Here is a 24,411-nt window from a genome sequence, read left to right as displayed (position 1 = left end):
TTACGTATATTTATGTAACTGTAAATTACTTAATTTAATTGATTTTAAAGAGAAAATTTTGAAAAAGAACATCATATTTGTTGTAAATCCCATTTCTGGCGACCTTGATAAAAGTGAATTAATCGAGATTGTGGAGGAATTTGCAACTGTCAATCATATTACTCTGGAAGTGTTTGAAACCACAGGGAAAAACGATTTAAATAAAATCAAGGCACTTTATAATGAATTTCTTCCGGAGCGAATTATTGTTGCCGGCGGTGACGGAACCATCAAGATGGTAGCCGAAGCCATGGAAGAATACGATATCATCATTGGTATTTTGCCAGCCGGATCGGCAAACGGTTTGTCGGTCGATTTGAATTTGCCAGCTGGAATAGAAGAAAATTTAAAAGTAGCCTTTTTGAACCATTATATCGAAATCGATATGATTTGCATCAACGGCAAAAAAAGTATTCATTTGAGCGATTTGGGCTTAAATGCTAATTTGGTAAAAAACTACGAGCAGAGTGATGTTCGCGGTTTTTGGGGATATGCATTGCAGGCTTTTACAACTTTAACCGAGTCTGAAGAACCATTTATGGCTACAATTTCGGCTAATAATAAAACGGTTGAACATGAAGCGCGAATGATTGTTATCGCCAATTCACAGAAATATGGAACAGGAGTTGTGATTAACCCAAATGGAGCTATGAACGATGGCAAATTTGAATTGGTGATCTTAAAAAGTCTTGATTTGTTGCTGATTGGAAAAATTATTACTGGAAATATGCCGATTGATTCCGATGATGTTGTGATTATTTCGACAGATAAAGCGACTATAAAAACAGATTATCCTGTGAATTTTCAGATCGATGGCGAATATTGTGGGGCACAAACCGATTTAGAAATTCACATTCTGCACAAACAAATGAAAATGGCAGTCCCTTGATAGTCAGATCTTTGAAATTTAATTGATTATGTATAAGAAAATTTTATTGACGCTATTGCTATTGCTTTTTTTTAGTTGTAAAAATAAAGACGACCACAAAAAGTCGGATTTAAAAATGAAAGAAGAGGCAATTAATAAAAAGGATGTAAAATCTAGAAAAATTGGCGATTTTATGTCAGATACTGAAGATTTTACTTGGGGTATAAAACAAGAAGATTCGCTAAGTAGTGATGTGAAAATAGTTTTTCAAAAAGAGTTTGCTGTATATGAGTTTAACAGACAATGTTTGTATTATTTTTTCACGAATCATTATTATACCGGAACAGATAAAATTGAACTCATTTGGTCTTATAAAAAAGATTGTTTGCCAGAAAAGAGTATTTTCACTGCTTCAAATACAAAAAATAAACCTCCTAAAGCAGGAGATAAATTTTGTGAATATGAGTTAGTAAATGATTCGGTTATTCATGTGAAATACAATTTTGAAGAATGGGCAAAAGAAATAAACAGCATTACTAGAGATTCTATATTTCCAAAGTATTTATATCTCGAAAAAAACAGAAAATAAATCTAAAAAAAACAGCCAAATCATTTAAACGGATTCCGTTCCTGCCATTCTGTTTTTGGCTCTAAGTACTGAAATAATTTTGCAATGTTATGATTAATCAAAGTGTTGCTGTGTGTTATCAAACCGTACATTTTTAATGGTTTTGCACCTACAGAACTTTTAATTTCAAGTGCGGTTCTGGCAAATACAATTGTTGAAAAACCTTGATTGATAGAGTATGCAATCATGTCATACAACATATTTAGATACAGCATTTTTTCGCGTTGGAGATTTTCATCGTAACCCAAAAAATACGTATCCATCACAAAACCATTTTTAATGAGCGTATTGAAGCCAATAAGTTTTTCATCTAAAAAATAACCGTAAAACAAAAAGTTGTCTTTCATGATTTCTTTGAAAAAACTAAAATGGTTTCGGGCTAGAAAAAAAGTGTTGAAAGGCGCATTTTTTGCCACGTGAAAATATAAATCATAAATAACGTCTTCATATTGTTTAATATCAGACAAAGACATTTTTCGTTTTACAATCCCATCTGTTTTTTTGCGGGCGCGCTTGTACTGATCTCTGTATTTTTTTGATAAAGCGTCGATATAATCTTGTTCGGTTTTCCAATTTTTATTGATTTCGAAAATCATATTGGGTTGTGTCGAAAAAGTATAATTGTTTTTAAATTCAGCCTGAAGCGGTTTTATTTCTTCTGAAGTAAAATCTTTTATACTTGTAATGTGAACTTTTTTGCCCGAAGCTTTTAGATCTTTTTTAAGCTGATTTATTGCTTTATGAAGTGTTTTGATTGCTTTTGGCAGTTGAATGTTTTCTGCAAAAGCAAATGCATTTTGTCCCGTAAGCATATTGTTTCCAACAAATAATACATGAGAAGCAAAGTTTTTAAAAGCAAAATTACGAACCGAAGTTTTTAAGCACTGATCGCGTTCACCAAAAGATTCTAGTTTTTCGGCAAATAAAAATTGAGTCAAAGCAATTCCTGAAAGTTTTTCTTCTTCAAAAATTCCAATAAAATGACAAATCATATTTACCGGACAAGAATTTTCCAGTACTTCGAGATATTCCCGCGTCAAAAAGATGTTTTCTGCAGCAAGCGAATTCCATTCTAAAGGAAGTGACGCCGTACTATTGTAAATTTGAAAAGAATAAGTTGTATTCAAAAGAGTGCGCTAATTTCTTCAAAATTAGGTAATATTTATAATAACTGACTTTCTTTAAGTTATTATTAAGAAAAACCCGTTTGAGTTTTGATTTCAAACGGGTTCTATAAATTTTAATTTATGCAAAAGCACAGATAATGCCTCCCATTAACATAAGTGTGAGCATCCAATAACCTGCGTGGATGAAAATATATTTCCAAGATTTTCTTTCGAATAAACCATTAATTCCAACAATTGGTAAAGCAAAAAATAATCCCGCCATAAAGCCGTGAAGTGCTCCGTGTTTAAAAGTTCTGTAAGCAGTTCCATAATCGGCCATAAATGCGGCAAATGATGGTTTTGCGTTTGCCAGCATCGGCGGTCCGCCAACCATTCCAACCGCACCAGATTGATGAATAGTCAAAGCCATTAAAATCATCGTAATCATCAACGAAAAAACATACGTAAATCCGAAGATTTTAAGCATATTTCCTGTTTTAAGCTGCTCTTCTGTAAAATTGTTTTCTTTCATCCAGATTGTTCCAAAAACTTTTGGATGATACCAAATGAAACCAGTAAACAATGTCACTACAGCAGCTAAAAATAGCGCAATAAAGTTAATTTCCATAATATGAGGTTTTTATGTTAGTTGAATCAAATTTAAACAAAAAAAGCGCTTATTTAACATTTTTTTAAAAGTAGTATTAAGACTGTTAATTATTTACTTATTAACACTTTATCGACATTTAGTGCATTATATCTAGAGAATTCATAGTTTTGCAATCGTAACAAACCCCAAATCTGTTATGAAAAGCTTAATTACTTTTTTTTTAGCATTTGCTTTTTCTCTGAATTCTTTTGCAGATACTGTTTCAGATAAAGAGAAAGAAGCTCTGATTAAATTATATCACGCCACAAATGGTTCGCAGTGGAAAATAAAGTGGGATTTATCCCTTTCTGTGGCAACCTGGTATGGAGTTCGTGCTGAAAATGAAAAAGTAGTGGCTCTAGATTTATCAAATAATAATCTGCAGGGAGAATTGCCTTCGGAATTTTTTGATTTGGTGAATTTAGTTGAAGTGAATTTTCAAAAGAATAAACTCGAAGGAAATTTACCAAACAACATCCATAACCTAAAAGAACTTGAGGTTTTAAATGTTTCTGACAATAAATTTTCAGGAACAATTCCGGTGCAAATCTGTGAATTGCATAAACTGAAAGATCTGGAGCTTTTTAAAAATAAAATATCAGGTGAATTACCTGCTGATCTTGGAAAATTAAATCGATTAGAAGTACTTTCGGTTTTTAATAACGAAATTGGAGGAGCATTGCCAAGTTCAATTTATAAGATCTCGACCCTAAAAGTACTGCTTTTAAACGGCAATAAATTATCAGGGAATTTGAGCAAGGAAATTGTAAATTTTGGCGCTTTGCAAAACCTGAGTTTATTTGACAACAGTTTTGAAGGAGAAATTCCCGAAGGACTTGGAAAGCTTCACAATCTTTCTGAAATGAACCTTTCTTATAATAAATTTAAAGGTGGAGTTTCAAGAAAAATGGCATTATTAGATGCTTTAAATATGACAATGTTTGATGAAAATGGGAATCCGTTTTTATTAGAAATAAATGCTGAACGACAAAAAAATATTACCGAAAATTAATCGTGCTTATGGAATGAATTTTACTCTGAAAAAAGTTGATTAAATATATTTAGTTAATTGCCGAAAACCGTAACTCGTTACGGTTTTTTTTGTTTCTGGTTTTTGTGATTTATTATTTTAAATTTGCTGAAATATTTTTGAAAATTTTATTTTTTTCTTTAACTTTAAAATTAGATTCGGTCTTTAGGTTAAAGCCGGATGGAGAAAAGCAATTAACCTTTTAATGTAAAATTATGACACTGCAATATCAAGGCGAAGAATACGGAAAGCCAACAACATTTACACTAAGAATCATTGGTAATAACTTATCAAAAAGCAGTTCAAATTATCAAATTGATCTTTTAGTAGGCGATAAAAAATTGCCAACTTTTACAACTGAAATTCATCAAAGTCTTTCAAATTGTTTAAAAGAAATTTATTTGTTTAGAAAACACCACGGAATTACATTCAATGAGTCTTCAGAGAAAATTGTTTCCTTGTATGTTGCTTACGACAGAGTTTTGTTCAATTATAATAAATATGCTTTGTTTAGAGCTTAATTTGAGCCAGATACAAAATATAAAGACCGTTCAAAAGAACGGTCTTTTTTGTTTAAATATCATTACTTCTAAATTTTATTTGCCCATTGCATAAGTAATTCCGCCAAGTAAATGTTGAGTGAAAAGGGGATCGCTGTAATTTTCAGGAAAATGTCCTAAGGCGGTGTAAAAAGCTCTTCCGCCATCATACTCGTGATACCATGCTAAAGGGTGATTGTCGCCATGTTTCCCGCCTTTATATGAAGATTCATCAACTTTTATAAGCACATTTACATCTGGATTTAAAGATTTAAAATTGTACAATTCGTCTTTTCTTTCCCAAATTTCTGGAAGATTTTTTGTAGACGGATGTTCGTGATTGACAACTATAAGTTTTGCATTTTGCGGTTCTGGATGTCCGTCAAAAATACCACCAATCATTTTTGTGTACCAAGGCCAGTCTGGTTCGCAGTTTGTAGCCGAATGAATGCCTACAAAACCATTTCCTTTTTGTATAAATTTTTGCAAAGCTAATTTTTGATTTTCACCCAAAACATGACCCGAGGCGCTTAAAAATATAACAGCTTGATATTGTTTTAAGTTTTTTGAATTAATAGCCAGAGAATCTTCAGTAGCATCGACCAGAAAATTATTTTCTTGTCCCAGTTTTTTTATAGCTGCAATTCCGGCCGTTATGCTTTCATGTCTGAAACCGTTAGTTTTAGAAAAAATCAGCACTTTTTTGATTTTAGCAGAAGTTATTTCTTCTGTGTTTTTTTGATAGAAAGAAAACAGGAAAAAGCTTGTAAGCAGAATGACAATGCAGAAAAAAGCTTTTTTTATTGAAGACAATTGGTTCATCTTGGAAAATTTTATTTTGGGAAGATAGAAAAAAAATCTGTTGAGAAAGATTTCGGCTTCAGTTTAGATAAAATTTCTTAACCACAAATTACACAAATTCACATAAATGAATTTGTGAAAATTAGTGTAATTTGCGGTTAAAATTAAGATTTCCAATTTTATTGGCTTTATGCCTGATGGCCCAAATTGGGATTTCAAGTCTATAATGTTATTTCAAATATAAATATTGAAAAATACTAACCAATTAAACAAAAACTAAAATGAGAAATGCCTCAAGATTACTTTTGATTTCTATTCTATTAATGGCGATTGGCTGTAAAAATGAAACACAAAATGATGCTCCTGTAGTTGTGGAAAATGGTGCTTCTGCGGAAATTCCGGTTGTTGCAGAACCAACAGCGCCAAAGTTATTAAATCAAATTACTGCTGCAGAAGCTTTTGAATTAAAACCAAGTGAAATCTATAGTAAAGATTCGATTCCGAAAAATAAAGAGATCTATGCTGTAATTGTCGATTGGGCTTTGAATAACAATAAAACTTCAATTGTTGCTTTTAAATCTGGTGAAGCCAGTTTTCTTCTTAATGGTATTGATATGCAATTTGAAAAGAATCCGCAACCTTTTAATGCTCTTTCGATTTCATTGATAGAAAAAGCTGAAAAAGCATTGTCTTTATTTACACCTACAACCGAAAGAACTGCGCCAGAGCAGAATCAGATGAAAATATATATATTAACTCCAGAGGGCAAATATTTGTATGAAAATAAGATTACTGAATTCAAGAAAAATAAAGAGATTCATGATGTTTTTGAAACGGCTTCAAAACTTTTGCTGGAATCTAGAAAAGCATTGTAGTTCTTCTTCCAGAAATGGTAAAGTTAAAAACTGCGCAATCCTAAAAAGCTTTTAGGACTGTGCAGTTTTTTTATTGTTGAGAAATTTAAGGTCATATTTTTAAGCTATTCAATAAATCAATAAGTTTAGGGTCAGATGGCTGTGGTGCGCGTGCAGTAACAATATTGCCATTAGGGTCAAGAAGGATAAATGTTGGAATTTCATAAACACCATAATCCTTTATGAATTTTGATTTCATTTCATTATCAGCCAATAATTGAATCCCGCCTAATTGTTTTTCTGAAACAAACTTGCTCCATTTTGATTGATCTTTTGTCGCATCTAAGGAAATAGCAACAAATTCAATATTTTTTCCTTTATACTGTTCTTCGACTTTCTGAAGAAATGGAAACTGTTCACGGCATGGACCACACCAAGTTGCCCAAAGATCGATGTAGATATATTTTCCTTTCAGATCTTCTAAACTGGTTTTTCCTCCTTTTTGATTTTCGTAATTAAATTTTGGAGACGGATTTCCAGGTTGTATTACCTTTATTCCGTTGTAATTGGCCGTCAGTGCTTGTTTAATGATTGGATCGTTTGTAATCGATAAGTAGTCCTGATATGTTTTTTCAAAATCAGGATTTTCTATATTAATGTCGTTTGTTGAATTTTGGATTAAGTGATTTTTTAAGCTTTGACTTTTTAAAAATTTAATTTCAGTTATTCGATTTTTAGCCGGAAGTGAGCCATCTCCGTGCATGTTTTCATAGAATTTGTATACCGCAAGGTCTTGATATTCATTTGAAAATAAAAATTCAAACTCATTGTCGAAATCGATCTTTTCATCAAGTTTTGGGTATGTTTTAGAAACTTGAAAACCATTTAATCGAGCATATAAATTATGAAGGTTTTTATAATAAATTAAATGTTTTTGTTCCAAATAATGAATGCTTCTGACTTCTTTTGCTTTGAAATCAGCATCAGTAAATTTTGTTTTAAGATATAAAGCGTTGACTGAAGTTTTTATTTCTTGAAGTTTTTTCAGGAATTCATTTTCGTCAAGTTTATAAAGTTCCTCATCTGGAATTACCGAATTTAAAAGCTGTTTTTTAGCAAGGTATTGATTTTCTATACTTCCTTTTCCTGTAAATTTTAAAGTTGAAGCTAAGTTTGCATCGTCAGCAGCTATTGTCAATTTTGAATCTTTGGCTAAATATATAGGAATGCTGTTTTTAGAAGTTTCAATTTTATAGATACCATCATAATTTAATTTCAGGTTTTCTGAAAAACTACCATCTGGTTTTAGCTTGATTTCTTTATCAACTAATTCTCCTTTAATTTTAATTGTTCCATTTTCGGTATTGATTATTTTACCTGAAATGGTTATTGTTTCTTCAGAAGTTGTGAAAGAGTAGAAAACGACAATTAGCAATGCAAACAAGCTTTTTTTCATTTTATAGTGGTTAGGTAGTTAAAATGTTAAATGAAATCTTGTTAAAAGTAAGGATTTTTTTTAAAAAGTGGATTTGTTAAGTAGTATTATCCATCTCTTTAAAATCTTCATTTAATCAAAGAGTATAAGAGGTCGTTGGGAAATATGTTGCTAAGAGATTTAAAGTTGTCTCGTAGGTCGTTTTTCGTCTCACTTTTGCAAGTAACCAGGATAAAAAACTCATGATTAAAATGTCTTTTGGTCCGTTTTGTGAAGCAATAATGAAATCTTCAATTGCTTTTTGAAATTTTTGAGTTTTTATAATTTCGGGTTTCATTGCATATTGCTCTACGAACAAAAGATAGTGAATAACGCGTTCTTCATTTACCGTTAAAAGGTATTTTTTATAACGACGTTTAAAACTTTTTATTCGGGATAAAGCCAGTTCTGTGTTTTCTTGTTGTGCATGCAGGAGGATTTCGACAAGACATTTTTTTATCGTCCAGTCCATGCCCATTTTTTTTTCATACCAACTGTCAGTATGGTTTAATTTTGCTGCTTCTTTTAGAGCATTGCGTCCGGCATTTTGCTGTACATAAAAAACAATGAGCATAAGATGAATGTCGTTGCTGTCATTAGGATCTGCTTTTTTGTTTGAAGAAAGGGCTTTTTCGGCAATTTCAATTGCTTTTTGGGGACGACCAAGATAATTTTCATTGAAAGCTAATAACAATGAATATCTCAGACAAAAACGCTGATAATATTTGCCAGATTGTTTTTCAAGTTCTGTAGACATCAAATTAAGATATTGCAAAGACTCAATAAACTGTCCATTGCGAAAGTAGAAATTTGCTATAAAGTACAAGATGTAAATATGATAATATAAATGTCTATCTGCCTGATCTGTTTTTTTGCTGATAAACCTGTAACTTCTAACAACAAAAGGCTCTATAAGTGCGTAATTATTGTTTATAGAAGCATATTCGTTGGCAATAAATAATATTTGATATAGTGATTTAAAGGTTAATCCTTTTTTTAATGATATTCCATGTGTTTGAATAGTATTTTGAATAAGTGCTTGAAAATCTACTATTCGGCCTTCGTGATAAATAGCAGTAAGTTCACGACGCAAAACAGCATAGCCTAAATTAAGTTGTTCCTCATATTCAAGTTGTTTTTTGTTTGCGTTAAACTTCTCGATCATTTTTTCGATTGGTTCTGAAAGATTGAAATGCGCAAATTGAAGCTGAGTGAGGTAGATTTCATTGAGAAGACTAAAATGGTCAATGCTAATTGCAATAACTTCCGCCTTTGCCAGACATTTAAAGGCCGTTTTGATAAGTTTATGTTCAAAAAACAAACGGCTTACAACAATAAGACGACGTATTGTATTTTCTTGAGAAGTATCATTTTCAAAACTTCGATTAGCCATGAAATCAATCATGTTGTCGTAAAGTCTTTTTCTTAGAGCATGATAAGCATCGGCACTTTTTTTATTCTCTAGAATATTTTTTTTATATTTTATATCATCAGTTTTTAAAGAATTGAATAATTCTATATTTCCAACGTCTTTGCGTTTGTTCTTTTTTGATAGATGTTGTATGAATGCTTTTTTATCTGATTCATTCATCATGTTTGATATTTCATGGAGTGCATTCATAAGTATGGTTTTATGAGGATAAAAATACTAAAATGCATTTTTAAATCATCAGTTTTATCGATAAATTGATTTTTATAAATTCTGATTCCTTCTGAAATTTGTCTCATAATTATAAAAAACATAAAATTATGGAACCGCTAAAATCAAATGAATCTAACAACAGTTCAGAATCAAAAAATGTAAAATTTAATAATGGAAATAGCCCTTTAAAGCCTAGCGCCGCTTTTGTCGGCGCATCCTGGATGACATTGCTTATAGGAATTGCTTCCTATTGCATTGGTCTTTACAATTCGGATATGGCTTACAATGAAAAAGGATACTATTTTACAATTCTCCTTTTTGGTCTTTTCTCCGTAATATCAGTGCAAAAAAGTGTTCGAGATAGACTGGAAGATATACCAGTAACCGATTTGTATTATGGCCTAAGCTGGTTTAGTACTATTGCTTCTGTAGTATTATTGATAATAGGCCTTTGGAATGCAGATTTATTACTCAGTGAAAAGGGATTTTTCGGAATGTCATTTGTATTAGGACTCTTTTCTGCTCTTGCTGTGCAAAAGAACACTAGAGATCTTAAGCAATTTGAATCGACTACAATATAATTTTAGCGGGCCTCATTACTGTCACATAATTGTGCGGTTTTGGGGTTTTCTAATTATTAGCTTATTTGGATAAGAAATCTAAATGCAATATTCGTCGTTAAATGAAAATTTGGCAATAAAAAAAAAACACCACTTGTTGAAGTGGTGTTTTTTTAATGGTACTATTTAGATAGCTAATTCGTTATAGAAATTTTATATAAAATCGCTTTACCTCAGTTGGAAAAGCTTTTTCCTTTTCAAGAGATGTCTTTTAAGAAATTCAAAAGCTTTATTTCCTTTTTGATTATTCTGATCATAAAAAATCCAAAGATTAATAAAAAAGCATAACCACTTATGAGGATATAGAGATAAAAACCTCTTGAAAAATTGTCTTTAAAAACAGGTAGAAGCAATGTAAAACCAACGATATAAGTTATGTAAATGATTGGTGTGAAAATGTAATGTATTTTTTTTCTCCAGTCATAAAATTGATGAGCCAGTTTGCTGTATTCAATTAAGTTAACATCGGTCTTTAAGTTCTCTAGTTTTTTCGCGCTGCTCCATTCTAAGGCGATACGTGCAATAAGCATTGTAATCATAATGCATAATCCAAAACTAAAAAGTGTTTGTTTATAAGCGCCTACCCAAATATAATATGCGATTAAGATTAATGATGTCAGACTTAAAATTACTTTGGTCCAAAAATGACTACGCTTAATTTTCTTAGTATTTGCTTCGGCTTTTTTAATGATTTCAGTTGCTGTTGGTTTTGTATCAGATTCTGTCTGCTGCTCCCAAATATTTTGTAATTCTTCAAATGTTTTCATTTTGTACACATTGAGTTAAACTTTTTTTGATTCGGTGGATTCTAACGCGAAGTGTTTCTTCGGTTATCCCAATTACTTCTGATATTTCCTGATATTCGACACCGTCTAAAGTCATCAGGATTATCATTTTATTTGTTTCTTCAAGCTTTTGTATACATTGATACATTTGTTGAAGCTGTTCGTCTTTTTCGCTCGAATAGGTTTCTGCAACAGTTTGAGGCAGGATTTCGGTCCTAATTTCTTTTCTTGAAGATGATTTTCTTAAATAAAGAAGACAGGTGTTTACGGCAATCCTATATACCCAAGTGCTAATGCTGGAATCATTTCTGAAGGTGTCCAATTTCTCCCAGACTTTAATGAAGATTTCCTGAGTCGCATCAGAGGCTAATGCAGTATCGCCGCAAAAATAACCTTTGCACAAGCGAAACACTTTATTGTAATGCTTGGAGTAGATCTCGTTGAATTGTTCTTTTTCGGCCACTTTATTTTATTTCTGATTTTACATTTTCTATAAACCACTCCGGTTGATCATACATTACAAAATGCGCTGCTTTTGATGCATAAAGAATTTTAGCAGATGGCAGATTTTCATACTGCGCTTTATATGTGTTTTGTACCGTAGCAAGATCTGGATTTGTCGCAGCTAAAATTACCACTGGAATTTTAATTTTAGAAATTTCTTTTCTTAGGTCTAAATTAAGCATATCAATATAACCATAAACATAAGTTTTTCTATCGGCCATATTCATCCAGTCATTAATTGTTTTTTGTTTTTCTTTATTCAGGCACATGTAAGAAGTCATTTGTGAATTCATTGCATTAAAAGCATTTTGATCCATAGCCAACATCATTTTACTCTGCGGATTATCATAAGGAATCGTGTCGCCTTTGTAATTAGGAATCATTAAAGCGGCACTGGAAGGTAAAGCGTCAACTAGAATTAACTTTTTGAATAAATTAGGTTCTTCAGATGCTAACCACAAACTTAAAGTCCCACCGAGACTATGACCAATCAATACCGCATTTTTTATTTTTTTGGTTTTTACATACGAAATGACTTGATCATTTATGGTAGATAACCAAGGCCTTTCAATTGGGGGAACATTACCAAATCCTGCAAAAGTAAAAATGTGGCATTCGTGATTTTTAGAAAGTTCAGATACTGTTTCATTCCATAACTCTCCGGTGCAACCAAAACCAGGAAATAACAAAACAGGAGTTCCTTTTCCTTTTACCTCTACTTTGAAAGCAGTTTGAGAAAAAACAGATTTTGAGAAAAGTAGGATAAAGGCAATAATTAAAATAGATTTCGTTTTCATAAGATTTAATTTTTTAAAGTTTACCTTTTGATGCAGCACTAGTTTAATTGTTACCTCAAAAAAGAAGTTTTTTTTAAATATTTTTATTGGCCATATATTTTGGGTTTAAAAACCAGCAATTTAACACAAATAAAAAAGCTCCAGATTTCTCTGAAGCTGTATTTAGTAGCGAAAGCATTTAATGATCTATTTATTTAAATCATCATACAATTGATCAACTACTTTTTCTAAAATTTCTCCTGTTTCATTAAAGCTTGTGTTTGTCAATATCGATATCCCCATATTTTGTTTAGGATAAATCACAAACCAATTCTGCATTCCGTATATGCCTCCGTGATGTCTATAAATTAATTTATTATCATTTTCTATGATGTACCAATGGTAGCCTTCCCAGAAATCAGAACCTTCTTTGTATAATTTTTTATGAGATTCGTTTACAATAGGATTAGACTTGTCTAGTTGCAGTTTCATATATTTCACTAAATCCGTGGTCGTTGAATGCAATCCCGAAATTCCACCCCATAAAGTTCTATTGAAGTTAGGCATTAACTGGTTTTTATCGTTATAACCTTTTACCAATCTCGTTCTGTCATTTTCATTTAGTGTAAACTTGGTTTGGTTCATTTTATTTGGTTCCAAAATAAATTCAATTACCAATTCTTCATAAGGTTTTTGGTACACTTTTTCAAGAATATACGCTGTCAATTCTGGAGCCGTGTTTGAATAGAAGTATGTTTCTCCAGGTTTCGTTTCAATTTTGATTAGTTTTAATCCCTCAAAAAAAGCTGTTTTATTTTCGCTTTTTATTGGGAAATTAGGAAATCCGCTTGTGTGTGTGATGAGGTGTCTAATTTTTATAGGCTCACCTTTAAATTCTAAATTTGGATAAGGTTCATTAAGGTAGATTCTAATATCATCATCTAAATTTATTTTTTTATCAAGTACGGCTTTAGCAGCTATATACCCTGTAAAAGTTTTAGTTACAGAAGCCAATTCATAAAGTGTAGAATCGTTTGGCTTGTTTCCTTCTCCGATAGTTAATTCGCCAAAATGTTTTATTGTGGCTTCTCCATCTTTGTAAACTACAACGGAAACAGAATGAAATCTTTTGTCCGCTAATAACTGAACAGCGTTATTTGTAATCGCATTTTCAACACTTTGTTTATTGGTTTGATGAACACTTTTGCAAGCAAGTAATGTAAAAAATAAAATAGTGATTAAATATTTCATTGTGGTAATTTATAGTTTGATTTTCTGATTAATTGGTTAAATAGCACATAACGTTTTAGTACTACAGTGGGTTTGGGATTTTATTACATCCTTACTTTTTTTTAGCAATAGAGGCAATCGTATTTACGACTTCATTTATTCCGTGCTGTTTATCAGTAGGGATAAACATTCCGTTTGCCAAAAGAATTATGGTTAGTTTTTTATCAGGAAATTTTCTAAAGGCAGTTGCGAGTCCTCCTGAAAAACCATAAGAAACATTATCATTCTGTTTTATCAGATCCAATCCATATGTAAAATCTCTTTTGATTTCATAATTAAACGGAGTCAATAATTGTTTTTTCATTTTATCAGATATAAAAAAGCCATTGTCAAACTTTGTATTCCATTCAATGAAAGCATCTAATGTCATGTTAAGTGCGGCAGCACCATATTCGTACTCAGGAAAATTCCAGTTTCTTTTTAGAAACATAGCTGTTCCTGCCGTATTCACATATCCGTAACTTAAATTGTTAACTACTTTTAGATTATTTCCTTCAAAGACAACTGATCCTAATGCCGACTGGAATTGAGTATCAATAATAAACTGACTCAGTGTTTTATTGACAACTTTTTGAAAGATTCTGTTAAGCAACCAATAATTAGTTTGATTATAATCAAATTGGTTTCCTGGTGAAAATTTTATGCTGTCATTATATACCTTTTGTTTTGCATTTTCTTCATTTTCATTGGTGTAATTTACAATATCAGGTAAGCCAGATGAATGTGTTATGAGATTTTTTATTTGCACCTTTTTCCAGGTAATCGGCAAGTCATCTAAAAAATAAGAAATAGGAGTGTCCAGAGCTATCTTGTTTTCTTGAATTAATTGATAAACGGCAATAATCGACATTACTTTAGTAGTTGAAAACAATGGAAATAAAATTTTGTCTGTTACAGGAATTTCCATTTCGATGTTGGCAAGTCCGTAATTCATCTTGTGAATCAATTTGCCATCTTTTATAACTGCTAAGGCTAATCCAGGAATATTATATTGTTGCTGAACTTCTGTTATGTATTTGTCAATTTCGTTATTCCTTAAATTTTGGGCGGATAAATCAGTTAACGAAAACAGCTGTATTAATGTGGCTAAGAAAAATAGGTACTTCATCGATGTGATATTTTATATTGATTTAATGATGTTAGTTAAAATTTTATCGAAAATGTACCATAGACCATTTAGCTTCATGATGCAAAATAGTTTTTGAAGTTGTGAGAAGAAGGAAGATGAAAATGTTTTGGGTTATAACTTTCGGCGCTTTTATCATTTTTAAGAATATTAATAATAAGCGCAAATATCCCGAATGCAGATTGTTTCGAGGTTTTAAGTTATAGGATAGGAGTTCAATTCTATAATATTGAACTCATTTCAGGGAAGATTTTTGATATTCTGCAGGGGTTAGTCCTGTGATTTTTTTAAATGCAGTAAAGAAGGAGGATTTTGAACTGAAACCGCAATCGTAACCTAAACTTTCGATTTTATAGTTTTTCTCAGTTTCTAACAGCTTTTTTGCTTTTTCAATTCGATATTCTTTAATGAGATTTGAGAAAGATTTTCCTAATATTTCATTTACATATTGAGATAATAAATGTTTCGTTATTTTCAGTTCATTTGCAGCTCCTTCGAGCGTAAAATTTGAGTTAAGAAACATTTCTTTTTCAATTAAAATGGATAGTTTTTGGCCTATTTCATCCAGCATCTTTTTGTCAATTTCTTTGTTTTTATATTTTTCCTTTTCATGAAAAAAAGTCGATTCGCTACTTTTTCTAAAAATTAAAAGCAAGACAATGAGATATAGAATAAATGTAAATGACAAAGCTCCAACTATATAAGATGTATATAATGCAAAACTGTAAGCTAACCAGATAAATGCAACACCTAAATAAATACTTAAAAGCCAAAAATCCATTTTCTGTAAACGCTCTTTCCTTTTGAGTTTGAGAATAATTGGTCGGAGATATTTTAATGATAAAGCAATATAAATGAACCATTGAAAGTATATTGCATTTACAATCCATCTACTCCAAATTTCGCGATGTTCAACATAAGGATAAAAATATCCAATAATTGTTATTACGACCAAAGAGGGGATTACATGTATTTTCCAATTCGGTTTTTCGTTTTCCATCACAGATTTGAGATATAAAAAAAGAAAAGGACCAATTAGAACGCATGCAGAAAGCCCAATCTGAATAAAAATATTGGATAAGTGCGGATTAAAATAGAAAAAAACCGATTTGACAATTCTGATACTTAAAACTAAAAGCAACAGGGATAAAAAATAGTTTGTAAATTTTTTATTTTTAGCATTTATGGCAAAATACAAGGAAAGCAAGAAACCATTAAAAGCCCCCAAAGCACTAAAAAAGAAAAGCAGTTGGTTTGATTCTATCATTATTTATTTATATTAATTCTCGCATATAGTTGCTGTGGATCAATTTTTTGAAGAAAATCTGCAGTTTTTATTCGATAAATTTTGAGGACGTTATTAGATTTGTCTTGTTTTATTTTCGTAGTAACTAAACAAAGTTCCATATGAATTGTATTGGTGTACATTTTCAAAAGTAACCAAAAAAGATTACAAATCATTAATAATATCGGTCAGTCCTTGACGAAGAAAACGGTTAATCAAAAACTAACACAAATCATGAAGAAAGAATTCCCAACCATAAAAACTGAAAAACTTTTACTCCGACAATTTGCAGATAGTGATCTTGAAAATGTTTTCAAAGGACTTTCGCATCCAGAGGTTATTAAATATTATGGAGTGAGTTTTCAAACATTGGAAGCAACTAAAGAACAAATGTCTTTTTTTGCTGACCTTGAAAAAAATGATACAGGAATTTGGTTTGCTATTTGCTCGGCTGATAACGGAACATTCTACGGCGCGGGTGGATTAAATAATTTAAGTAAAGAACATAAAAAAGCAGAAATAGGTTTTTGGTTAATTCCAAGTTTTTGGGGACATGGAATTATAAAAGAAGCAATTCCATTAATTTGTAATTATGGATTTTACGATTTAGAACTTAACAGAATTGAAGGATTTGTTGAGTCGGAAAATGAGAATTGTAAAAGCGTAATGGCTAAACTTGACTTTCAGAATGAAGGAACTATGAAAGACTGTGAAATTAAAAATGGCAAGTTTATAAGTCTTGATATTTACGCTAAGGTAAAAGGTAATATAGGCAACGTTAGCGTAGATTTGTAATTCGTTAGCGCAGATTTGCAATCTGTGCCCGCACAGTGAAGCAAATGGATTATTTTATTAAATACAAGTTATTGTATTTATTATATAAAAATGGATTATTTACAATCTTTGTGGGCACAGATTGCAAATCTGCGCTTACGATTGAGGTTAGACCTGCGCGATTGGATTAATCATTATGATGGTTTTGACGTAGGCAATATCGAATAAATAAAAAATAGCAAATAATTTTAAATAGCATTCCATAACGTATTGGCTTTCTTACATTCAAATAGCTATATTAGCGTGATTCAAAATCTAAAATTTATGACAGCAGAGCAAATAATATCAGTAGTAGGTTTAGTTGGATTCGGTGGGATTCTTAAAACTTCTTTCGATTTTTTGGTTGCTACCCGAAAAGCCAAACAAGATGCTAAGCAGACAATGAAAGAAATCAGATACAAAGCTATAATCTTACTTTGTTATGCTTTGGTTAATTATGATAAGGAAAAAACAACTCTTGTTATTAATCGTCCTGATATAAATTCATTTGAAAGATTAAAAAATGAACTTTATGCAGAGTTCATAAATATGTCGTTATTTGCTTCTGACAAAGTTTTGATAGAATTAAAAAGATTCATCCACAGCCATAATACAGAAAGATTAAATGATTTAGCTTTAGCAATGAGAAAAGATTTATTTGGTATCAAGACAAATTTAAAAAGTAATCACTTTAATATTGAATTCTAATGCTTTCTGAGTATTTCATTATCTGTATATTCCGTCTCCCACTTTTTCAGTAAGAGTCCACTTGCCTTTAATTTTTGTTAAAATTAGTATGGAAGTTGTATCCATATCTTTATAATCCGTTGTTGTTGATTTTATAGTAAATACTGCGTACTTATTGTGTTTGTAGTATATTGGATCTGAGAATGAAAAAACCTTGTAGTTCTCCTCAAAATCAAATTTTTCATATTTGCCAGGATTAGGAAAGTCTTTCAGTTTTATAAAAACAATATTTTGATGCTTAAAATTTTTTAAAGACCAATAATCATCTTTTACCCATTGGTCTATTGTATCTTTATTAGCATATTTATTTTTCATTTTTTGCCAGCTTTCTTCCTCATATAAAGGTTCTTCAACTCCTTCAATTTTCACATATTTATTAACGCCACTATAATAAAATGTTTTCCCTTTAAAGATGTCAATTGTTGTATTGTTATTGATTTTTTCTTGGATAATCATAATTTTGTCTGAACCTTTTAAATTCAAACTTAGAATATAATCATTAATAGGGGAGTTTTTGTCTTTATTTATTGAACAGCCAAAAAGAAATTGTGATACACCGAATATAAATAATAGTTTTTTCATAATCTTTAATTGCAAGGTTGTTCTTCTGGTATTTGTCCCGATTGCTCCGATATGTAGACAACGATAGCGCAGATTTGCAATCTGTGCCCGCAAAGAGAATCACAAAGGTATGTAAATAAAAAAAGCTTCAGATTTCTCTGAAGCTTTTCTCTTAGTAGCGGGAACAGGACTCGAACCTGTGACCTTCGGGTTATGAGCCCGACGAGCTGCCTACTGCTCTATCCCGCGATGTTTCGGGTGCAAAGATAAGCACTAAATACAGTTTTACAAAGGAATTAGTGAAATATTTTTATTTAAATAAATTGATATATAACTTGTTGTTGTCAAGTGAGTTGTGCGTTTGTGGTTCTGAAATCAAATTTTATAATTCAATAATTCTGAATATGGATCATTTTTCAAACCTAATAATTTGGCAAAAGCAGGTTCGGTTTTGTAGCCGTTTTTCTTGAGTTTTATGATTTCTTGTCGAAAGCTTTCGTCTCGTGATTCCAGAATTTGGTGTTCGATAATCATGTGTCGGTAGCCGTTTTGATTTTTAGTAGGAACATTTTGCCCGAAAATTTCAATTTCAAAATCATCTAATTTGAAACTTCCAACTACAGATTCTTGCTGATTTATAATAGTTTTCAAGATTTTAAAATCAGGTTTGTTTTTGAAAAGAGAAGTGACTTTTTCAATAAAATGACTTTTGTTTTGCCAATAACAAATAATATCGAGATCACTGTTTTCAATGTCAATATTTATTGGAATTGTGCCAACAAGAATTGGGTCAAATGCCACTAAAACTTCTAAAATCTTATTTTTAGTCAAAGTTTCATAAGCCAGAATTTGTCTTTCATTTCCAGATTTTAAATAGTCAATTGTACTTAAATCAAACATTTTATTTGTCGTAATTTTTCTCTTCTTTAATTTCTTGAGCTAATCTTTGATTGATGTTTATTTTGGCTTTGGTAAAAACAAAAATGGTGGTTTTGTATTCACGAGCAAATTTGTTTGTTATTTCGCCGCCAATTGTCGCCTTTTGAAAAAACGGACTTGTTTCTGCAAATTCAGTGCTGTTTTCTTCAAATTCTTTTATTCTAATTAGGTTCTTGTAATAGATATTTAAATTGAACCAGTTGACATAATCGGCATTAAAAGAAACAGCTTTGATGCCTTTTTTTGTATAATAATTTATAGCTCCGGCTTGACCGTAGTTGTCGCAAAGCACTAATGTATTTTCAGATTTTGGAAACAATGCATAAACCGAATCAGTTTTGCGCGCAAGTTCTTTCCATCCCAGCATATCGGCAAAATCCTGCGGGAGTTCATGATCTTTTCCGTCTTCCCAGCGTAGCATTCCCAATTTTTTGTATGGTTCGGGTTTTGCAATTATTTCCTCTGGCGTTTTATTCGGAAACGCTACTTTGTAAATTGGAATAAAAAACAAAATCGGAATCAAAATTAACACGGGCTGTAAAAATCGTTTCCATCCTGTTTTTAAAATTTCGCCTAAAAAAACCGAACCAAAAGCAATGTAAATTGGGTAAAGACCAATAGCATAATACGCTTTGGCTTTGAAATAAATAAAAACAAAAAGTGTGAAAACAATTGAAGCAAAAAAGAATCTATAATTTGCAAAAGGTTTGTAAAAAAGCAACGCATAAAAAGAACAAAGAATAACAATAAAGCCACCTATAAAAAACAGCAATTGTTCTTTTAAAAATCCAACTCGATCAACATTTACCAGTTGTGTTTCGGCCAATTCTTTCATGTGATGCACAATCGGGAAATGATTGTTGTATTGCCATAATAAATTTGGAAGAATTAAAAGCAATCCTAAAATCAATGCGAAATAAAGATTTTTTTCAGCAACAATTTTTCTTTGTTTTGAAAGCAAAAGCGCTGGCAAAAGTCCGATTAAAAGAAAAAGAATATTGTATTTGTTCAGAAATCCAAAAGCAAAAAGAATGGCGCCTGAGTAAAGCCATTTTGTCTTTTCGGTTTTGATGTATTGAATCACTGTAAAATAAAAAGCTGTCCAGCATAAAATATCTAAAGAATTTGGCTGAAAAAGCATGTTTAGTCGTAAAAGCGATGATAGTAAAATGCAAGTTGCACCTAAAACCAATGCAAATAAACTTCCTTTTAAAACCTCGATTGTTTTCCAGACCACTAAAAGTGTCAAAACGCCAAAAAGGGCAGGGAAGAACTTCACCCAAAATACCGAATTTCCGAGCAGATAAATAATATACGAAAACCAGGAAGTTACGGGAGGAACTGATAAATATCCCCAAGCCAAATGATGTGCCTGATCAAGATGCAAATATTCGTCACGTTGCAAATCATATTCCGGACTCAGCAAAATATATTGAAGTGCAAATTTTAAAATGATAAACCCAATTAGAATAAATGTTTTTTTAGTCATGTAGATCTTGGTTTCTTAGGTTCTTTTGGATTTTTGCTGTAAGTGGTTTTGAATCAATGTGCAATTCTATAGCTAAGATAGGATTTATTTTGATTTTGGAAGATTTTGAAAATACCAAAATAAATATTGTAAAATGCAGTTGTTTAGGTGTTTATGTTTTTTAGATGTTGGTTGAATTGATATTTTTATTATCTTTAATATCCAGCAATAACTTTAAAAGAAAATACCATGAAAAAGAAATTATTGATTGTAGCTGTCCTTTTAGGGGCAATTTCATTTGCAAATGCGCAAAGTGTAGGAGATCTTACAAAAGCGGCAAGTAAGGCGTCAACGGCGGCGGTTCCTGCTTTTGATGTAGCCAGTCTCTCGAATCAGGTTATGGGTGTATTGTCTCCAAAATTGAAATTAACCGACGCTCAAAAACCGGCAGTAAATACATTGGTAAATGAAACTCTAAATAAAAAGAAAAATATTTTGCCAACAATGGCTACTGACAAGGCAGGCTATACCTCTAAAATGACTGCCAATAGAGAGTCTTTTATAGCCAAAATGAAAAAAAATATAAGTCCAACGCAATTTGATGCACTTACATCGTTATTGCCAAAATCAGCTTCGGCGGTGACACCATTGGCAAAAATGCTTTATTAAAATGGTGTAAAACAAAAAAAGCAAAATAGTATTCTATTTTGCTTTTTTTGTTTTCAATTTTATTAGAATTTAAGCGTTTTCCTCTAAATAGGCAGTGTCAAATTCCATTGTATCCTGAACTTCAGCAGTTACAGGTTTAGAAGCTTTCAGTGTGTTAAAACGCTCCAGCATTTCTGTTTCGCCTTCTTCACCGCTGAAATATGGAAAAACATCCATAATTGCTGTTTCAGTAATAGCCGGAATAGAATATTCACCCATTGTATTTTTCATTACGTGAAGTGTGTTGTCAAAAGCTTCGCGAACATCATTTGCCTGAACCAGCATATACATGCTTGTTTTTCTTTCCTTGCCACTTTCTTCATCATAAGCAATTAAAGTGATTTTAGATTTAAACCATCTGTCAGCATTTTCAAAAGGATGAATTTCGGCATAATTTGCCACTTTAATAGCCGTGATTTTGAATTCTTCACTAGTGTAAGCGGCCATTTCTTCAGTCATTCTTTTTTCAGCTTCTGTATAAGACAGAGCATCAACTAAATAGGGTTCGGTTAAAACTTTTTGTCCGCCCGTTTCATCAGTTTTTCTATATTTTACTTTGCATTCGTACCAAGTTGCGCTCATTTTCTTGTAATTTTTAAGGATGCCAAAGATAGATTTTACTGATAAAATACGCTTCAAATTTGCAAATAGATATTCACAATTTGAAATACGTGTTGGTTTTGATGAATTTTGTTTAATGTTTGTTGTTTTTGCGTTTTTGAATTGGTTTTTACGCTATAATTCTTTTAGAAATGCATTTAATCGATTTTTAATGAAGTTGATGTGTTTTATTTGTTAAAATAATATTATTTTTTAAATTTTATAGGTTTTAATTGTAAAGGTTGATATATAATTTTATTACTTTAGCTTAAACAATTATTAAATATCGGCCCAAAATATAGTAAGGATAACACGTAAATAGTAACTATGAACAATATTCAAGATCTAAATATAAAAGAAGAAGTGTTGCCTATTTTTGACTTTTCTTTGAATAGCTTCACGAAGAAAAAAATCCTAAATATATTAGAAACGCCTTTAAAAACTAAAAGCCAAATTAGTGAAAGACAAAATATCCTGAAAGGATTTGTCTTAAATAATGAAGTTTTAAAAAATTACTCCTACACTGTTTTACATTTGAATGAAGTTCATTATTTCTTGAACAATTTTAAGGAAGAAAATCTAAACTGGAAGCGTTTCTTGTTTTTTGGTCCAACTGCCGATGAAATTCTGACACACAATAAAATACATCAGCTTATAATGTTTTTTTATCGATTAGAGTCGACTTGTTTTTCAAGACTTAATTTGGTGCATTTTCCGGAGTCTTATAGAAAAGATTTGAACAGAATATTGTCTTTTCTTTCTGTTTTTGAACTGAGAAAATATGAATATATAATTAGAGAAAAACAGCTGAAAAGCAAGCATCTAAAGAAAATAGTGACTAAAATTTCGACTTTGCAAGAGGAAAGTAAAATTGGAACATTTTGGGATGATTTGTTTTTGTTTGAATCGTATTTATCGATCAGCAAAAGCATTATTGATCGCGAATTTATTTTTCCTGATATAACAGATAAAAGTCTGGTTATTAATGATTTTTATCACCCATTAATTGACAGTCCAATCAAAAATAGTTTTACGGCATTTAATAATGTAATTGTTTTAAATGGGCCGAATATGTCAGGAAAATCGACCTTTCTTAAATCAGTTAGTTTGTGTATTTATTTAGGAAATCTTGGATTGGGAATTCCGGCAGGTGGAGCAGAAATTCCTTTTTGTACCGATTTTTCCATCGGAATTAACAAGCGTGATGATATTTTGAACGGTTACAGCCATTTTATGACCGAAGTCGTAAATCTTAAAGATGTGGTTTTAAAAGCAGCCGACGGAAAAAGATGCTTTGTTGTTTTTGATGAGCTTTTTAGCGGAACAAATGTTGAAGATGCTTTAGAAATTTGTACCCGAACTATAAATGGAGTAGGAGCCTATTCTAACTCTTATTTTTTAATTTCGACACATATTCAAGAATTAAAAGATTTGACAAATGAAACAGTTTCAACGTATTATTTGGATTGCGAATTAATTGACAATATCCCGACATTTACTTATAAATTAAAAAAAGGCTGGTCAGATATTAAAGTCGGCCGAATTTTATTTGAAAAAGAAGGACTAAATAAACTTTTACAGTTTAATTAGTTTTAGATAATTGAAATAAAAAAACGCACTGCAGGTTGTTCTGAAGTGCGTTTTTTTTAGTTTTTCAAAATACAAACTTAACTTAATATTCAACATCCATTATATAATGATATTTTGTGGGCAACCACATATCGCGTTTATCTGGGGTATGATATTGACTGTAACGATATGATTTTCTGATATAAGTTTTACTGTATTTGTATGCTTTTAAAGCCGGAACGGCAGATATTAAACCTATTTTCGAATAAATAAAATCTGTAGGATATTCTTTTTCTTCTAAAATTATAAAAACAATAAAAATGCCCTCTTCAGGAATTGTTATTTTAAATTTTGAAATATCAACTTTTGTCCAATATTCATTATCATCTTTTTTTACTAAAATATCTTGTTCTAAAATTGGTTTACCGGGCATTTTTAAACTGTCAACAGTATATAAGTTTACTTTGAAAGGTAGGTATTTTAAATTTTTGACGCCATGACAATCAGAAACGCTAAATAAAAGTTTTTTTATTTCTTTGTTTTCACTGCCTTTTGGAATGTAAGTTGCGGCTTTATTGTTCCAAGAAAAGTTGGTTTCAAAACTATTGAGTTTTTCAAAAAAAGAAAGTTCCTGCTTGCTTTTAAAATTTGAATTAACAATTACGTCATCCAGTTTTTCTTGGGAAAAAATAGTCTGAAAAGTCAGTAACAAAATAAAAAACAATTTAGAGCGATGTTTTATTATCATATTAAAAATAAGTCTCAATTTTTAAAATCTTTAATTACAGCATATTTCTGTCCGAGAATAATGATGATTAAAGAACGGATAAAACATGCGTTTTATTTTAACAATGAATATTCAAACATGATTTGTCTGGAAGTAACTGTAGAGACACACAGCAGTGCGTCTACGCAACGTATTTAAAAAAATAGCCACGAATTACACTAATTTGTACTAATTGATTTTATAACTAACAAAAAAAACATTCG

The 24,411-nt window shown here is 31.1% G+C and carries 26 protein-coding genes and 1 tRNA gene; 10 read left to right on the top strand and 17 right to left on the bottom strand.

Annotated elements, in window-relative coordinates; translation table 11 throughout:
- The first annotated feature begins 58 nt into the window (after positions 1-58).
- The gene (locus tag RB619_RS17830; RefSeq protein ID WP_308099977.1) at positions 59-928 is read left to right on the top strand and encodes a diacylglycerol kinase family protein; all 870 of its coding nucleotides are present in this window, start codon (positions 59-61) and stop codon (positions 926-928) included.
- A 115-nt stretch (positions 929-1,043) separates the two neighbouring features.
- Complete coding sequence (locus RB619_RS17825; RefSeq protein ID WP_308099975.1) at positions 1,044-1,496, top strand: hypothetical protein; 453 nt, start codon at positions 1,044-1,046, stop codon at positions 1,494-1,496.
- A 20-nt stretch (positions 1,497-1,516) separates the two neighbouring features.
- Here RB619_RS17825 and RB619_RS17820 read toward each other — a convergent pair whose 3' ends face one another.
- Both RB619_RS17820 and RB619_RS17815 read right to left on the bottom strand, forming a co-directional pair.
- Positions 1,517-2,662 (bottom strand): peptidogalycan biosysnthesis protein, encoded by a 1,146-nt coding sequence (locus tag RB619_RS17820; RefSeq protein WP_308099973.1) that lies wholly within the window; start codon positions 2,660-2,662, stop codon positions 1,517-1,519.
- Positions 2,663-2,780: 118 nt separating this feature from the next.
- On the bottom strand, positions 2,781-3,269 hold the full coding sequence (locus RB619_RS17815; RefSeq protein WP_308099971.1) for a DUF1761 domain-containing protein: 489 nt from the start codon (positions 3,267-3,269) through the stop codon (positions 2,781-2,783).
- A 178-nt stretch (positions 3,270-3,447) separates the two neighbouring features.
- Here RB619_RS17815 and RB619_RS17810 point away from each other — a divergent pair, with 178 nt between their 5' ends.
- Entirely contained in the window at positions 3,448-4,302 is an 855-nt protein-coding gene (locus tag RB619_RS17810) for a Two component regulator three Y domain protein (protein WP_308099968.1), read from the top strand.
- Between the two features lie 233 nt (positions 4,303-4,535).
- On the top strand, positions 4,536-4,841 hold the full coding sequence (locus RB619_RS17805; RefSeq protein ID WP_308099966.1) for a hypothetical protein: 306 nt from the start codon (positions 4,536-4,538) through the stop codon (positions 4,839-4,841).
- 75 nt (positions 4,842-4,916) lie between these two features.
- Here RB619_RS17805 and RB619_RS17800 read toward each other — a convergent pair whose 3' ends face one another.
- A complete protein-coding gene (locus RB619_RS17800; protein WP_308099964.1) occupies positions 4,917-5,681 on the bottom strand; it encodes a ThuA domain-containing protein in 765 nt (254 codons plus the stop codon).
- 260 nt (positions 5,682-5,941) lie between these two features.
- Here RB619_RS17800 and RB619_RS17795 point away from each other — a divergent pair, with 260 nt between their 5' ends.
- Positions 5,942-6,535 carry a hypothetical protein gene (locus RB619_RS17795; RefSeq protein WP_308099962.1) on the top strand — a complete coding sequence of 198 codons (594 nt, stop codon included), beginning with the start codon at positions 5,942-5,944 and terminating at the stop codon, positions 6,533-6,535.
- Positions 6,536-6,626: 91 nt separating this feature from the next.
- On the opposite strand, the gene RB619_RS17790 is transcribed toward RB619_RS17795, so the two are convergent.
- Both RB619_RS17790 and RB619_RS17785 read right to left on the bottom strand, forming a co-directional pair.
- Positions 6,627-7,970: a TlpA disulfide reductase family protein gene (locus RB619_RS17790; protein ID WP_308099960.1), complete on the bottom strand. Its 1,344-nt coding sequence runs from the start codon at positions 7,968-7,970 to the stop codon at positions 6,627-6,629.
- 115 nt (positions 7,971-8,085) lie between these two features.
- Positions 8,086-9,609, bottom strand: coding sequence for a hypothetical protein (locus tag RB619_RS17785; RefSeq protein ID WP_308099958.1), 1,524 nt, complete (start codon positions 9,607-9,609; stop codon positions 8,086-8,088).
- Between the two features lie 128 nt (positions 9,610-9,737).
- Between RB619_RS17785 and yiaA the strand changes: the two genes are divergently transcribed.
- Complete coding sequence (yiaA, locus tag RB619_RS17780) at positions 9,738-10,211, top strand: inner membrane protein YiaA (RefSeq protein WP_308099956.1); 474 nt, start codon at positions 9,738-9,740, stop codon at positions 10,209-10,211.
- Positions 10,212-10,447: 236 nt separating this feature from the next.
- Here yiaA and RB619_RS17775 read toward each other — a convergent pair whose 3' ends face one another.
- The 6 genes from RB619_RS17775 to RB619_RS17750 form a co-directional block, all read right to left on the bottom strand.
- Positions 10,448-11,017 (bottom strand): hypothetical protein, encoded by a 570-nt coding sequence (locus RB619_RS17775; RefSeq protein ID WP_308099955.1) that lies wholly within the window; start codon positions 11,015-11,017, stop codon positions 10,448-10,450.
- Positions 11,004-11,498 (bottom strand): RNA polymerase sigma factor, encoded by a 495-nt coding sequence (locus RB619_RS17770; protein ID WP_308099953.1) that lies wholly within the window; start codon positions 11,496-11,498, stop codon positions 11,004-11,006. The genes RB619_RS17775 and RB619_RS17770 overlap by 14 nt, the downstream gene beginning before the upstream one ends.
- 1 nt (position 11,499) lies before the next feature.
- Positions 11,500-12,336, bottom strand: a complete 837-nt coding sequence (locus tag RB619_RS17765; protein WP_308099951.1) for an alpha/beta hydrolase — start codon at positions 12,334-12,336, stop codon at positions 11,500-11,502.
- A gap of 186 nt (positions 12,337-12,522) precedes the next feature.
- Complete coding sequence (locus RB619_RS17760) at positions 12,523-13,566, bottom strand: serine hydrolase domain-containing protein (protein WP_308099949.1); 1,044 nt, start codon at positions 13,564-13,566, stop codon at positions 12,523-12,525.
- A 91-nt stretch (positions 13,567-13,657) separates the two neighbouring features.
- A complete protein-coding gene (locus RB619_RS17755; RefSeq protein WP_308099947.1) occupies positions 13,658-14,713 on the bottom strand; it encodes a serine hydrolase domain-containing protein in 1,056 nt (351 codons plus the stop codon).
- Between the two features lie 253 nt (positions 14,714-14,966).
- Entirely contained in the window at positions 14,967-15,998 is a 1,032-nt protein-coding gene (locus tag RB619_RS17750) for a helix-turn-helix domain-containing protein (RefSeq protein ID WP_308099945.1), read from the bottom strand.
- A gap of 252 nt (positions 15,999-16,250) precedes the next feature.
- Here RB619_RS17750 and RB619_RS17745 point away from each other — a divergent pair, with 252 nt between their 5' ends.
- Both RB619_RS17745 and RB619_RS17740 read left to right on the top strand, forming a co-directional pair.
- On the top strand, positions 16,251-16,811 hold the full coding sequence (locus RB619_RS17745) for a GNAT family N-acetyltransferase (protein ID WP_308099943.1): 561 nt from the start codon (positions 16,251-16,253) through the stop codon (positions 16,809-16,811).
- A 303-nt stretch (positions 16,812-17,114) separates the two neighbouring features.
- Positions 17,115-17,537, top strand: a complete 423-nt coding sequence (locus tag RB619_RS17740; RefSeq protein WP_308099941.1) for a hypothetical protein — start codon at positions 17,115-17,117, stop codon at positions 17,535-17,537.
- Between the two features lie 18 nt (positions 17,538-17,555).
- On the opposite strand, the gene RB619_RS17735 is transcribed toward RB619_RS17740, so the two are convergent.
- The 4 genes from RB619_RS17735 to RB619_RS17720 all read right to left on the bottom strand — a co-directional run bounded on the left by RB619_RS17735 (position 17,556) and on the right by RB619_RS17720 (position 20,565).
- Complete coding sequence (locus RB619_RS17735) at positions 17,556-18,158, bottom strand: hypothetical protein (RefSeq protein ID WP_308099939.1); 603 nt, start codon at positions 18,156-18,158, stop codon at positions 17,556-17,558.
- A 155-nt stretch (positions 18,159-18,313) separates the two neighbouring features.
- Positions 18,314-18,386 (bottom strand) — tRNA-Met (locus RB619_RS17730).
- Positions 18,387-18,512: 126 nt separating this feature from the next.
- A complete protein-coding gene (locus tag RB619_RS17725; RefSeq protein WP_308099937.1) occupies positions 18,513-19,037 on the bottom strand; it encodes a DUF4269 domain-containing protein in 525 nt (174 codons plus the stop codon).
- A 1-nt stretch (position 19,038) separates the two neighbouring features.
- A complete protein-coding gene (locus RB619_RS17720; RefSeq protein ID WP_308099935.1) occupies positions 19,039-20,565 on the bottom strand; it encodes a glycosyltransferase family 39 protein in 1,527 nt (508 codons plus the stop codon).
- A gap of 228 nt (positions 20,566-20,793) precedes the next feature.
- On the opposite strand from RB619_RS17720, the gene RB619_RS17715 reads away from it, so the two are divergent.
- The gene (locus RB619_RS17715) at positions 20,794-21,213 is read left to right on the top strand and encodes a hypothetical protein (RefSeq protein ID WP_308099933.1); all 420 of its coding nucleotides are present in this window, start codon (positions 20,794-20,796) and stop codon (positions 21,211-21,213) included.
- Positions 21,214-21,282: 69 nt separating this feature from the next.
- On the opposite strand, the gene RB619_RS17710 is transcribed toward RB619_RS17715, so the two are convergent.
- Positions 21,283-21,834: a DUF4494 domain-containing protein gene (locus tag RB619_RS17710; protein ID WP_308099931.1), complete on the bottom strand. Its 552-nt coding sequence runs from the start codon at positions 21,832-21,834 to the stop codon at positions 21,283-21,285.
- Between the two features lie 345 nt (positions 21,835-22,179).
- On the opposite strand from RB619_RS17710, the gene RB619_RS17705 reads away from it, so the two are divergent.
- Positions 22,180-23,442 (top strand): hypothetical protein, encoded by a 1,263-nt coding sequence (locus RB619_RS17705; protein ID WP_308099929.1) that lies wholly within the window; start codon positions 22,180-22,182, stop codon positions 23,440-23,442.
- An 82-nt stretch (positions 23,443-23,524) separates the two neighbouring features.
- Here RB619_RS17705 and RB619_RS17700 read toward each other — a convergent pair whose 3' ends face one another.
- Positions 23,525-24,133: a hypothetical protein gene (locus RB619_RS17700; RefSeq protein ID WP_308099927.1), complete on the bottom strand. Its 609-nt coding sequence runs from the start codon at positions 24,131-24,133 to the stop codon at positions 23,525-23,527.
- Between the last annotated feature and the right edge of the window lie 278 nt (positions 24,134-24,411).

The organism is Flavobacterium sp. LHD-80 (assembly GCF_030929605.1).
Lineage (GTDB): Bacteria > Bacteroidota > Bacteroidia > Flavobacteriales > Flavobacteriaceae > Flavobacterium.
This window is presented reverse-complemented; position numbering and strand designations above follow the sequence as displayed.

Bases quoted from the DNA above. Each gene is read 5' to 3' on its own strand.
- RB619_RS17715 (WP_308099933.1), top strand. From the start codon at position 20,794: ATGAAAAAGAAATTATTGATTGTAGCTGTCCTTTTAGGGGCAATTTCA.
- RB619_RS17790 (WP_308099960.1), bottom strand. From the start codon at position 7,970: ATGAAAAAAAGCTTGTTTGCATTGCTAATTGTCGTTTTCTACTCTTTC.
- RB619_RS17785 (WP_308099958.1), bottom strand. From the start codon at position 9,609: ATGAATGCACTCCATGAAATATCAAACATGATGAATGAATCAGATAAA.
- RB619_RS17720 (WP_308099935.1), bottom strand. From the start codon at position 20,565: ATGACTAAAAAAACATTTATTCTAATTGGGTTTATCATTTTAAAATTT.
- RB619_RS17775 (WP_308099955.1), bottom strand. From the start codon at position 11,017: ATGAAAACATTTGAAGAATTACAAAATATTTGGGAGCAGCAGACAGAA.
- RB619_RS17705 (WP_308099929.1), top strand. From the start codon at position 22,180: ATGAACAATATTCAAGATCTAAATATAAAAGAAGAAGTGTTGCCTATT.
- RB619_RS17725 (WP_308099937.1), bottom strand. From the start codon at position 19,037: ATGTTTGATTTAAGTACAATTGACTATTTAAAATCTGGAAATGAAAGA.
- RB619_RS17795 (WP_308099962.1), top strand. From the start codon at position 5,942: ATGAGAAATGCCTCAAGATTACTTTTGATTTCTATTCTATTAATGGCG.
- RB619_RS17745 (WP_308099943.1), top strand. From the start codon at position 16,251: ATGAAGAAAGAATTCCCAACCATAAAAACTGAAAAACTTTTACTCCGA.
- RB619_RS17805 (WP_308099966.1), top strand. From the start codon at position 4,536: ATGACACTGCAATATCAAGGCGAAGAATACGGAAAGCCAACAACATTT.
- RB619_RS17765 (WP_308099951.1), bottom strand. From the start codon at position 12,336: ATGAAAACGAAATCTATTTTAATTATTGCCTTTATCCTACTTTTCTCA.
- RB619_RS17740 (WP_308099941.1), top strand. From the start codon at position 17,115: ATGACAGCAGAGCAAATAATATCAGTAGTAGGTTTAGTTGGATTCGGT.
- RB619_RS17800 (WP_308099964.1), bottom strand. From the start codon at position 5,681: ATGAACCAATTGTCTTCAATAAAAAAAGCTTTTTTCTGCATTGTCATT.
- RB619_RS17760 (WP_308099949.1), bottom strand. From the start codon at position 13,566: ATGAAATATTTAATCACTATTTTATTTTTTACATTACTTGCTTGCAAA.
- RB619_RS17735 (WP_308099939.1), bottom strand. From the start codon at position 18,158: ATGAAAAAACTATTATTTATATTCGGTGTATCACAATTTCTTTTTGGC.
- yiaA (WP_308099956.1), top strand. From the start codon at position 9,738: ATGGAACCGCTAAAATCAAATGAATCTAACAACAGTTCAGAATCAAAA.
- RB619_RS17710 (WP_308099931.1), bottom strand. From the start codon at position 21,834: ATGAGCGCAACTTGGTACGAATGCAAAGTAAAATATAGAAAAACTGAT.
- RB619_RS17810 (WP_308099968.1), top strand. From the start codon at position 3,448: ATGAAAAGCTTAATTACTTTTTTTTTAGCATTTGCTTTTTCTCTGAAT.
- RB619_RS17815 (WP_308099971.1), bottom strand. From the start codon at position 3,269: ATGGAAATTAACTTTATTGCGCTATTTTTAGCTGCTGTAGTGACATTG.
- RB619_RS17825 (WP_308099975.1), top strand. From the start codon at position 1,044: ATGAAAGAAGAGGCAATTAATAAAAAGGATGTAAAATCTAGAAAAATT.
- RB619_RS17755 (WP_308099947.1), bottom strand. From the start codon at position 14,713: ATGAAGTACCTATTTTTCTTAGCCACATTAATACAGCTGTTTTCGTTA.
- RB619_RS17750 (WP_308099945.1), bottom strand. From the start codon at position 15,998: ATGATAGAATCAAACCAACTGCTTTTCTTTTTTAGTGCTTTGGGGGCT.